General features: G+C 41.0%; 12 protein-coding genes. All 12 read left to right on the top strand.

The window, feature by feature from the left end:
* Nucleotides 1–9: 9 nt before the first annotated feature.
* Nucleotides 10–726 carry an elongation factor P 5-aminopentanone reductase gene (ymfI, locus tag ABRT01_RS10770; RefSeq protein WP_269409211.1) on the top strand — a complete coding sequence of 239 codons (717 nt, stop codon included), beginning with the start codon at nucleotides 10–12 and terminating at the stop codon, nucleotides 724–726.
* Between the two features lie 85 nt (nucleotides 727–811).
* Nucleotides 812–1072, top strand: coding sequence for a DUF3243 domain-containing protein (locus ABRT01_RS10765; protein WP_269409210.1), 261 nt, complete (start codon nucleotides 812–814; stop codon nucleotides 1070–1072).
* A 205-nt stretch (nucleotides 1073–1277) separates the two neighbouring features.
* The gene (locus ABRT01_RS10760) at nucleotides 1278–2069 is read left to right on the top strand and encodes a DUF3388 domain-containing protein (protein WP_269409209.1); all 792 of its coding nucleotides are present in this window, start codon (nucleotides 1278–1280) and stop codon (nucleotides 2067–2069) included.
* Nucleotides 2070–2086: 17 nt separating this feature from the next.
* Nucleotides 2087–2986, top strand: coding sequence for a helix-turn-helix domain-containing protein (locus ABRT01_RS10755; RefSeq protein ID WP_269409208.1), 900 nt, complete (start codon nucleotides 2087–2089; stop codon nucleotides 2984–2986).
* 135 nt (nucleotides 2987–3121) lie between these two features.
* Nucleotides 3122–3700 (top strand): CDP-diacylglycerol--glycerol-3-phosphate 3-phosphatidyltransferase, encoded by a 579-nt coding sequence (gene pgsA / locus ABRT01_RS10750; RefSeq protein ID WP_269409207.1) that lies wholly within the window; start codon nucleotides 3122–3124, stop codon nucleotides 3698–3700.
* A complete protein-coding gene (locus ABRT01_RS10745; protein WP_269409206.1) occupies nucleotides 3697–4944 on the top strand; it encodes a competence/damage-inducible protein A in 1248 nt (415 codons plus the stop codon). Before pgsA ends, ABRT01_RS10745 begins: the two co-directional genes overlap by 4 nt.
* Before the next feature lie 180 nt (nucleotides 4945–5124).
* A complete protein-coding gene (recA, locus tag ABRT01_RS10740; RefSeq protein ID WP_269409205.1) occupies nucleotides 5125–6165 on the top strand; it encodes a recombinase RecA in 1041 nt (346 codons plus the stop codon).
* 424 nt (nucleotides 6166–6589) lie between these two features.
* Nucleotides 6590–8149, top strand: a complete 1560-nt coding sequence (rny, locus tag ABRT01_RS10735; protein ID WP_269409204.1) for a ribonuclease Y — start codon at nucleotides 6590–6592, stop codon at nucleotides 8147–8149.
* A 214-nt stretch (nucleotides 8150–8363) separates the two neighbouring features.
* Complete coding sequence (locus ABRT01_RS10730; protein ID WP_367747100.1) at nucleotides 8364–9161, top strand: TIGR00282 family metallophosphoesterase; 798 nt, start codon at nucleotides 8364–8366, stop codon at nucleotides 9159–9161.
* A 106-nt stretch (nucleotides 9162–9267) separates the two neighbouring features.
* Nucleotides 9268–9528 carry a stage V sporulation protein SpoVS gene (gene spoVS / locus ABRT01_RS10725; RefSeq protein WP_028782854.1) on the top strand — a complete coding sequence of 87 codons (261 nt, stop codon included), beginning with the start codon at nucleotides 9268–9270 and terminating at the stop codon, nucleotides 9526–9528.
* Between the two features lie 217 nt (nucleotides 9529–9745).
* Nucleotides 9746–11314, top strand: a complete 1569-nt coding sequence (gene miaB / locus ABRT01_RS10720) for a tRNA (N6-isopentenyl adenosine(37)-C2)-methylthiotransferase MiaB (protein WP_269409202.1) — start codon at nucleotides 9746–9748, stop codon at nucleotides 11312–11314.
* Nucleotides 11315–11743 (top strand): YlbF/YmcA family competence regulator, encoded by a 429-nt coding sequence (locus ABRT01_RS10715; protein ID WP_269409201.1) that lies wholly within the window; start codon nucleotides 11315–11317, stop codon nucleotides 11741–11743.
* Nucleotides 11744–11838: the final 95 nt, after the last annotated feature.

Here is an 11838-nt window from a genome sequence, read left to right as displayed (position 1 = left end):
GAAACTATTATGGAAAAAAATGTGCTCATTATCGGAGCGAGTGGTGCCATCGGGAGGGCGATTGCAACAACCCTTGCCGACGATGGCTGCCAGCTAATGCTCCATTACAATCAGAATAAACAGGCAATCGAACATTTACGGAATCATGTCTTGCCAGAAAAGATATTGCTGGAGGTACAGGCGGATCTTACCACCACTGATGGACTAACAACACTTTTGGATCATTTGGTGTTTCCGGTTGATGCACTTATTTTTGCCAGTGGTACCGCTTATTATGGATTGTTCCAGCAAGCAAGTTCTGCTGAGATGGATGACATGCTGCATTTGCATGTAAAGGCACCATGGCTGATAACGAAATCCATATTACCAAAAATGATTGCCAGACATGCAGGATCGATCATTTTTATTACGTCTATTTGGGGGCGCACAGGAGCAAGTAATGAGGTAATGTATTCATCAGTTAAGGGTGCCCAAAACAGTTTTGTAAAAGCATTAGCCAAAGAAGTTGCCATCAGTGGTGTTTCGGTCAATGCTGTTAGTCCGGGATTTATTGATACCAAAATGAATAATTCCCTGACCGAACAAGAAAAAGAAGCTGTTGTGGAACAAATCCCCATTAACCGGGCAGGTAAACCCGAGGAGATCGCCAATGTTGTCCGTTTTTTGCTTGATGAGAAGTCAGCCTATATTCAGGGAGAAATTATCGAAGTAAATGGCGGGTGGTAAGCTTTTCAGCATTTCTTTATTTTTTTCATGTATAGACTAAAGATGATGCTAAATACTAAATATGAAAAAAAGGAGGGCTGGACCAATGTCCGTTTTAAACAACTTCGACAATTGGAAAGACTTTTTAGCGAATCGTTTGCAACAGGCCAAACAAAATGGCATGAGTCAGGAAACCATTGATAATTTAGCGTATGAAGTAGGCGACTATCTTGCGGATCACGTAGATGCTAAAAATGATGAAGAAGCAGTATTACATGAATTATGGAACGCCGCTTCCGAAGATGAGCAACATGCGATTGCCAGCTCAATGGTTAAGCTTGTTGAACAACAAGGAAATTCACATTAAATGTTTCATGAAAAGAAGCTGGAGGAATAGTCATTCAGCTTCTTTTTTCCGTCTGCAGGATACAGGTGAGTCAACGTTAGCCAACTGGGAAAGAGCAACCCTCTAAATTATCTATGAATCTTATATAATTTGCTTTTCAGATGGCGAAAAATCATTTATTATAGAGTAGAATGTGCTTTACAGTTTTGTAACAAAGGAGCAGACTATGGAAAAAAAAGAATGGTATTTTGAGTATGAAATTCAAGACAACCGCCCTGGATTATTGGGAGACATCTCCTCTTTATTGGGAATGCTATCGATTAACATTGTCTCGATAAATGGTGTGGAAAATTCCCGGCGCGGAATGCTGCTTCTATCAGAAAGTGATGAAGAAATAACCCGTTTAAAAACAATTTTACAAACAATGGATACCATAAATTTAACGAAATTGAGGAAACCTAAGTTACGTGATAAGTTGGCGGTAAGACATGGCCGATATATTCACAGTGATATCGATGACCGTAAAACATTTCGATTTGTTCGAAATGAATTAGGCTTATTGGTCGATTTTATGGCTGAATTATATAAAAAAGAAGGCCATAAATTAATTGGAATCCGGGGAATGCCACGTGTTGGAAAGACTGAGTCAGTAGTTGCGGCAAGCGTTTGTGCGAATAAACGCTGGTTATTTGTTTCAAGTACATTACTTAAGCAAACCATCCGGAATCAATTAATCCAAGATGAATATGGCAGTGATCATTTATATATTATTGATGGTATTGTTTCAACGAGAAGAGCCAATGAAAAACACTGGCAATTAATCCGGGAAATTATGCGGATCCCCGCTGTCAAGGTTGTGGAACATCCAGATATTTTTATTCAATCGACTGAATATGAACTTGATGATTTTGATTACATCATTGAACTGCGCAGCAATCATGATGAGGAAATTACATATGACCCGGTGGAAAATAAGCAATTTGGTCAGGGGAATGGTTTTTCTATGTTTGATTTTTAAAATGGATGGTGTTATGTATGGAAATAGGCGAAAGATTAAGAGAGGCGAGAATCGGGAAGAATTTATCATTGGAAAGTATACAAGAAACAACGAAGATCCAAAAGCGGTATTTAACGGCCATTGAGGAAGGGAAATTTGATATACTTCCAGGTAAATTTTATGCACGGGCATTTATCAAAGAATATGCTGCCGCTGTGGGGTTGGATCCCAATGAACTATTAGATGAATTTCAAGAGGAGATTCCGCAAACGGAGGAAGATGACAACGTACAGTATACGCGGATTCAACGTTCAAGAAGAGAAAACGCAGCAACAAAAAGTCCAACATTTTTATCCTTTTTACCAACGATTATTGTTATTGTATTAGTCGTAGGTATTGTGTTTGCAGCCTGGTATTTTTATAAAGAAGCAACTGCAGGGGGCAGCGGTGAACCAGTTGATAGTCCGGACGATAATGAAATAACCTTCAATTCCGATGACAATGACGAGGGAAACAAAGAAACAGATGATGCGGACGATGATTCCGATGAAGATCAAGATAATGCCGACAAGAAGGAAAAAAGCGATACTGATGAGCCGAAGCTGACCGTAGTGGAAAAAGGGACAGGTGCAAGCCCTGAATCGACTATGAAACTGGAAAACGCGGACGACAAAGTCAAAATACAGTTGAAAGCGGATGAGGCGACCTATTTGGGTGTGCAAAATAGTGATGGGGAATCATATTTTGAACAAGAACTGTCAGCGGACAATTCACCACAGGAATTTGATGTCTCAGATGATGGCCGGATCCACTTGAATGTTGGCAATGCGCCTGCGCTTACAATTACTGTAAATGGCACAGAATTGGAATATCCGGTTGATCCGGAGCAATATGTCCATCAAAAAATATGGATTGATTTAAACCCGGATTCGGAATAATTGGAGATGCGGTCTATGATACGTATCGAACTAAAGACCGCATCCATCCCGTGATTTGTTAACCCTTCCCTTCAATCAAAGCGGAAGGGTCTTTACAAGCAACGGTCGATTCATACATAGGAGGCGAACATAATCATGAATATACCCAATCGAATTACCCTTTCCCGGATTTGTCTGATTCCGATTTTTATCATCTTGCTTAGTGTCCCATTCCATTGGGGTGAATGGCAAATGGGTGAGACGGTTTTACCGGTTGTGGATTTTGTTGCGGCATTGTTATTTATTGTTGCATCGACAACTGACTGGATTGATGGAAATTATGCAAGGAAGCATCATTTGGTTACTAATTTAGGAAAGTTTCTTGATCCATTAGCGGATAAATTGTTGGTATCGGCAGCACTTATTTTATTGGTGGAAATGGATCTTGCCCCTGCATGGGTGGTCATTATTATTATCAGCAGGGAGTTTGCGGTAACGGGATTACGACTGGTGGCAGCAGGCGAAGGGATTGTGCTTGCGGCAAGTAAGCTTGGTAAATTAAAAACAGTTACCCAACTTGTGGCCATTATTCTATTGCTCCTGCATAATTTCCCATTTGCATTTGTCAACTTCCCATTTGATATGGTGATGTTATATGTAGCATTATTCTTTACGATTCTTTCAGGATATGATTATTTTGCTAAAAATTGGAATGTAATGAGGGATTCGAAATGAGTAAACAGATCAAATCAGAAATTATTGCAGTTGGAACAGAATTATTACTTGGTCAGATTGCCAATACAAATGCACAATGGATTTCCCAGCAGTTGGCACTGGCGGGAATGGATATTTATCATCATTCGGTTGTTGGTGATAATCTTGACCGTGTACGGGCGCAATTTGCCCAGGCACAAAGCCGCTCGGATGTCATCATTGTGACGGGCGGTTTGGGGCCAACAGATGATGATTTAACAAGAGAAGCATTTCAAAGCCTGACACATTTGGAAATGGTGGAACATAAACCATCAATGGATAAGATTACCGCTTTTTTTCAAAAACAACATAGCAGTATGACACCGAATAATACAAAACAGGCACGCGTTTTTGCCGGAGCGGAAGTGATTCCAAATCGTGTCGGGATGGCACCAGGAATGATCGTTTCCCATGAAGGCAAGATGTGGGTATTCACACCAGGTGTCCCAAGGGAAATGAAACCTATGATAACGGATCATGTGCTCCCGGCTATTTTAAAGCAGACAGGAGAACGTACGGTTATTCAATCCATTATGCTGCGGTTTATCGGGATTGGTGAATCTCAGTTGGAGCATGAGCTAAAAACAATTATTGAACAGCAGACAAATCCAACCATTGCGCCGTTAGCCCAAGACCCCGGTGTTTCCATAAGGATTACAGCTAAAGCAGACACAACTAAATCGGCAGCACGTTTAATCGAAGAAACCAAAAAACAGATCATGCAAAAAGTTGGTACGTATTGTTATGGTGTGGATGACGACACATTGGAAGGTAATGTGTTTCAACGGCTTAAGCAAAAAGGATGGACACTGGCAGCAGCCGAAAGCTTGACTGGCGGCAAATTTTCTGACCAGCTTGTTGCAGTAGAAGGGGCATCTGCCGCTTTTGCCGGTGGTATCGTCTGTTATGATACGCAAGTGAAAGAAAAAGTATTGCACGTTTCTCATCATACCATTCAGGAAAAAGGGACAGTCAGTGAGGAATGTGCCTTGGAAATGGCTTTGAATGCCAGCAATCAATTGGATGCAACGGTTGGTATCAGTTTCACCGGGGTTGCCGGACCCGATACAATTGAAGGGAAAGAGGCTGGTACCGTTTATATTGCATTGATTAACCGTGATGGATATCGACAGGTAAAAAAATACACTTTTGCTGGTAATCGTCAAGCAGTAAGAAAAAAATCAGTTATCAAAGGCTATGAACTTCTTTTTCACTATCTAAAATAGTAAAATGAAGGCATTAGATAGGGTGAAAATCTTATTTTTAAGCCAACTGTTACATTAAAATATGTTTTTCGTGCAAAAAAGTCGGATAAAACACAAGAACGTTTATTCGACTTTTTTGTTGGCAAAACCCGAAAAACAAGTTATGATAGATATAGTTGATTTTAAGGGGAGGTACGACCATTGAGCGATAGAAAACAAGCTTTAGATATGGCATTACGTCAAATCGAAAAGCAATTTGGAAAAGGCTCGATTATGAAGCTGGGTGAAGAACCGATACGAAAGATTGAAACCATTCCAAGCGGTTCACTTGCATTGGACGTAGCATTAGGGATTGGCGGTTACCCACGTGGACGGGTAGTCGAAATTTACGGGCCGGAATCATCAGGGAAGACAACTGTAGCACTTCATGCAATCGCTGAGGCACAGAAAAAAGGCGGACAAGCAGCGTTTATAGACGCGGAACATGCACTCGATCCTACCTATGCCCGTGCCTTAGGCGTTGACATTGATGAGCTGCTGCTATCCCAGCCAGACACTGGTGAACAGGCGCTGGAGATTGCCGAAGCACTGGTAAGAAGTGGTGCAGTAGACATACTTGTAATAGATTCGGTTGCCGCTTTAGTTCCGAAAGCTGAAATCGAAGGCGAAATGGGAGATTCCCATGTTGGTTTGCAGGCACGGCTTATGTCACAAGCACTGAGAAAGTTATCCGGTGCAATTAATAAGTCAAAATCAACAGCAATCTTTATTAACCAAATACGCGAAAAAGTTGGCGTGATGTTCGGTAATCCGGAGACAACTCCCGGTGGCCGCGCATTAAAGTTTTATTCATCTGTACGATTGGAAGTCCGCCGTGCCGAAACGCTGAAGCAAGGTAATGATATGGTAGGTAATAAAGCCAGAATCAAAGTAGTTAAAAATAAGGTGGCACCACCGTTTAAACAGGCGGAAGTAGATATCATGTATGGCGAAGGAATTTCCAAAGAAGGTGAAATCCTAGATATTGGTTCCGATTTGGATATCGTCAAAAAGAGTGGTGCATGGTATTCGTATAATGAGGAACGTCTTGGTCAGGGACGAGAAAATGCCAAGCAATTTTTAAACGAAAACGAAGATATGGCTGCAGAGATTCATCATGCGATCCGGGAACACTATCATTTGGACGAAATAGATGAAGAATCTGCTGATGCTGAACAAGAGCAAGGCACATTGGATGTTTAATGTCAATCTAAAGTTTGCTTGAGGGAATATAGGTATGATCAAATAAGTCCTTTGTCCATTTTAGTGGCAAGGGGCTTGTTTTTTGCAGCCCCATTTTTACCATACCAAATATATTGTGACGTTTCCTTGACATAGGCTGTTATGACGCTTAAAATTAGTATGTATAATTTTATATCTTATATTATACAATTTCTGTTATTTATTTATTGAACATGGTACATGCCGACAATAATGAATAGTAGAGCGTGTTCAAAAAGAGGATAAAAAAGTCGAGGCCGGCTAACGTCTCAGGCGCCCTGTTGCAATTCCGATTTTCCACAGGACGTCAGCACTTAGTCGAGGTTTCCCCTATCTCGAAGCGTTATTTTTACCAGGATTTTTGAACATCCTCTAGTACAACTTTATAGCAAGGGGAGGTGAAATTATGGACATCACTTACATTATCATCTCCATTTTGCTTGCCCTAATCTTTGGTATTGTTGGTTATTGGATTCGTAAATCGATTGCTGAAGCCAAAATTTCCAGTGCGGAAAATCTGGCTAATCAAATCGTTGATGAAGCACACCGAAATGCGGATGCCGCCAAGAAAGAAGCACTTCTTGAGGCGAAGGATGAAAATCATAAACTTCGTCAGCAGACAGAGGATGAGTTAAGAGAAAGAAGAAACGAAATACAAAAGCAGGAAAACCGTCTGACACAAAAAGAAGAAAATCTGGACAGAAAGAGTGAAACACTGGACAAGCGAGAACTCTTGTTAGAGAAGAAGGAACAATCGCTTACCGAAAAACAACAACAAATTGAAGAAATGGAAAGCAAAGTGGAAGCTATGATTCATGAGCAGCAAACGGAGCTTGAACGCATTTCAGGATACACTACCGACCAGGCAAGGCAGGTTATTTTAGAGCGGATTGAACAAGAGGTATCACACGAAACAGCTTTAATGGTAAAAGAAGCGGAAAATCGTGCGAAAGAAGAAGCTGATAAAAAAGCAAAAAGTATTCTTTCCCTTGCGTTACAACGTTGTGCTGCAGACCACGTTGCTGAAACCACTGTATCTGTTGTAAACCTTCCCAATGATGAAATGAAAGGCCGTATCATCGGACGTGAAGGCCGAAATATACGTACGTTAGAAACATTGACAGGGATCGATTTAATCATCGATGATACTCCAGAAGCAGTTATTTTATCAGGGTTCGATCCAATTCGGAGAGAAACCGCTCGTATGGCATTGGAGAAACTCGTACAGGATGGCAGAATCCATCCAGCCAGAATTGAAGAAATGGTGGACAAAGCCAGACGCGAAGTTGATGAATATATACGAGAAGTTGGTGAGGAAACAACATTTGAGGTCGGGGTGCATGGCCTGCATCCGGATTTGGTAAAAATACTTGGTCGTCTAAAATACCGTACAAGTTATGGTCAAAATGTGTTAAAGCATTCCACAGAAGTGGCATATTTAACTGGGCTGTTAGCCGCTGAGCTAGGAGAAGATGAAACACTGGCAAGACGGGCCGGATTACTTCATGATATTGGTAAAGCAATCGATCATGAAGTAGAAGGCAGCCATGTGGAAATTGGCAAAGAACTGGCCATCAAGTATAAAGAACATGACGTGGTGATCAATTCCATTGCTTCCCATCACGGTGATGAAGAACCGACATCAATCATTGCTGTACTTGTGGCGGCAGCCGATGCACTATCTGCTGCACGTCCAGGCGCCCGAAGCGAGACACTCGAAAATTATATTAAACGTTTGGAAAAACTGGAAGAGATTTCTGAATCCTTCACTGGAGTAGAAAAATCATTTGCTATCCAGGCGGGAAGAGAAATTCGTATTATCGTAAAACCGGATGAAGTTGACGATATTGAGTCGGTACGGATTGCCCGGGAGATCCGGAAACAAATTGAGGGTGAACTTGACTATCCGGGACACATTAAAGTGACCGTGATACGGGAAACAAGGGCAGTGGAATATGCGAAATAGGATTTTATATAAAAGCGGTCGATCTGACCGCTTTTATTGTATTTTCAGGGTTAAGAAACGTAAAATTCATGGCTATATTGGTTATACCAGAGAAAGCCTCGTCCGGCTCCAGCGCCCAGCGACTAGCAAACCAGCACTTACGCCTTTGTTTTGACAAGTACATTTTTAGTATGAAACACTTATAATATAATATTGGATAGGATGAGTAGGAAGAATGAAAATTTTGTTTATTGGTGATGTTGTTGGATCACCAGGACGTGATATGGTACAGGAATATTTACCCAAGTTGAAAGAAAAGTACCGTCCCCACATGATTATTGTCAATGGTGAGAATGCTGCATCCGGAAAAGGAATTACTGAAAAAATTTATAAGCAATTTTTGGAATGGGGTGCCCAGGTAATTACGATGGGCAATCATACATGGGATAAAAAAGATATTTTTGCATTTATCGATGATGCCAAATATATGATCCGCCCAGCCAACTTTCCTGAGGGAACACCTGGAAAAGGGATCGTGTATTATCATTTAAACGGGATTAAGGTTGCAGTGCTTAATCTGCAAGGGCGAACCTTTCTACCAGCTTTGGATGATCCGTTTCGAAAAGTGGATCAATTAATTGCTGAAGCTAAACAACAGACAAATCTCATTTTTCTGGACTTCCATGCTGAAGCTACCAGTGAAAAACAAGCAATGGGCTGGTATGTGGATGGGCGGGTTAGTGCGATTGTTGGTACCCATACACATACGCAAACAGCAGATGAGCGTATTCTGCCACAGGGAACCGCATACATTACAGATGCAGGTATGACAGGACCTTATGATGCGATACTGGGCACGGATAAGGAAGCAGTGTTGAAGAAATTTTTAACCAGCTTGCCAGTACGTTTCGAAGTGGATAAAAAGGGAAGAACACAGTTAAATGGTGTCATTACGACCATTGACGAAAAAACAGGGCAAGCATCCCGTGTAGAGCGAATTTTGATTAATGATGATCATCCGTTCTTTGGTTAATATTTGAATTATTTGAATCATTCCTGCATAATAAAGGTAATAAGCTATCAACTCCGGGAATATAGTTACAATAGGACGACATTAGTAAATGAAGGAGGTACTAGTAATGGAAATATTAAAAGTGTCAGCCAAATCAAGTCCAAATTCAGTAGCAGGTGCACTCGCGAATGTTTTACGAGAACGTGGTTCAGCAGAGATTCAGGCAATCGGGGCGGGAGCATTAAATCAAGCTGTGAAAGCGGTAGCAATAGCCAGAGGGTTTGTAGCACCCAGTGGAGTTGATCTGATTTGCATTCCAGCCTTTACCGATATTATGATTGATAACGAGGAACGTACAGCGATCAAGTTAATTGTTGAGCCCAGATAATAATACGGTTTTATTTTTGTAATTTATGGATGACGATAAGTGTTACGTAACAAATGCGTAACACTATTTTTATGAGGAAATACAAAGGCACCAAAACGATGGAAAGTTTTCATTTGCGGTTTATCTGCTTATGTTGTTTAATGTGGATATAGGTATTATACTGTAATAATGAATGCACAAGTTTAGAATCAACTTTTAGTTTAAAAGGAGCATCGTTATGAACGAACAACAGCGAAAAGAACAATCGCAAATCAAGCAGGTGAATACTGCGGACAGAAAATCCGGACAGGATAAACCGCTTAGTGAAAAAACGAGCGCCGATTTCGCAAAATACTTTGAAACAACCTATGAACCACCAAATTTGAATAAAGCCAGAAAACGCGGACGTGATGAAGTAACCGTACATTACGATTTTTCGATTCCTGAGGATATGGAAAATATTGGAGAGGGCAAAAAGTTTCTTATTCGCACATATGGCTGTCAAATGAATGAGCACGATACAGAAGTGATAGCAGGTATTTTAACGGATATGGGGTATGAATCCACATCAGACACCAATGAAGCCGACATCATTTTATTGAATACATGTGCGATTCGTGAAAACGCCGAAAATAAAGTGTTTGGCGAAATTGGTCATCTGAAACCATTGAAGCTGGAGAAACCCGATTTAATTCTGGGTGTTTGTGGTTGTATGTCCCAGGAAGAATCAGTTGTTAACCGGATCATGAAGAAACATCCGCAAGTGGATCTTATTTTTGGTACTCATAATATCCACCGATTACCACAGTTATTGAAAGAAGCCATGTTTGGTAAGGAAAAGGTTGTTGAAGTGTGGTCCAAGGAAGGCGACATTATTGAAAATCTGCCAAAAGCACGAAAAGGTAAAATAAAAGCATGGGTAAACATAATGTATGGCTGTGACAAGTTTTGTACGTATTGTATTGTACCGATGACGCGCGGGAAAGAACGCAGTCGCCGACCGGAAGATATTATTCAGGAGATCCGGCATCTTGCAGCACAAGGCTATCAGGAAGTAACGCTGCTTGGACAAAATGTGAATGCTTATGGAAAAGATTTCACCGATATTACTTATGGCCTTGGTGATCTGATGGATGACATTCATAAGATTGATATTCCGAGGGTTCGATTCACCACTTCCCATCCGCGTGATTTCGATGACCGGCTGATTGAAGTACTGGCAAAGGGAGGTAATTTGCTTGATCATATTCATTTGCCAGTCCAATCTGGAAGCAGTCAGATATTGAAAAAAATGAATCGTAAGTATACCCGGGAAGAATATTTGGAACTGGTGCGCAAAATTCGCCAGGCAATGCCAAATGCTACGCTGACAACGGATATTATTGTTGGATTTCCGAATGAAACAGATGAACAATTTGAAGAAACGATGTCACTTGTAGAAGAAGTCGGGTTTGAGTCCGCCTATACATTTATTTATTCACCGCGGGAAGGTACACCGGCAGCACGAAAAAAAGACGATGTAACGGAAGAAGTCAAAAAACAACGCCTGTATCGTTTAAATGAACTGGTAAACAAACAGTCGGCGGAAGCAATGAAAAAGTATGCCGGAAAAACAGTGAAAGTGCTGGTGGAAGGGGAAAGTAAGAAAGACCCTGATGTACTTGCCGGATATACAGAAAAAAATAAACTGGTTAATTTTAAAGGACCAAAGTCGGCAATTGGCAGTATTGTTGATGTGAAAATAACAGAAGCAAAGACATGGTCATTGGATGGCGTGATGGCAGAAAATACGGTCGAGGTGAAATAAATGGCGGAATATACACGTTCACAAGTATTGGATCAGGCAAAAAAACTGGCAAACATGCTGGCCAGTACAGAAGAAATTGATCGTTTTAAACAAGTTGAGGCGAAGATAAACGAGAATCAAAAAGTACAGCAGTTAATTACACGAATTAAAGCATTGCAAAAACAAGCGGTTAATTTTCAAGCCTACGAAAAGAAAGAGGCGTTGAAAAAGGTTGAAGCCGAAATTGACCGATTGCAGCAGGAAATTGATGCTATTCCAGTTGTTCAGGAATTCAAAGAAACGCAAATTGTTGTAAATGATGTACTACAACTCGTAACCGGCACAATTGCCCGTGAAGTAACCAATGAAGTTATTGAGTCGACTGGAGGGGACCTATTGTCAGGAGAAACGGGTTCAAAAGTCAGAAACAGTCCGGCTTGCAATCATTAAAAAAGGATGCAAACCAGCGTGCGCCGGAACACAAACATACTAAGATTAGTGGGTAAGGTCATCGACGGGTGACTTTACCCACTATTTCTTTTTTT

The organism is Lentibacillus sp. L22 (assembly GCF_040812445.1).
Classification (GTDB): Bacteria; Bacillota; Bacilli; order Bacillales; family Amphibacillaceae; genus Lentibacillus_C; species Lentibacillus_C daqui.
This window is presented reverse-complemented; position numbering and strand designations above follow the sequence as displayed.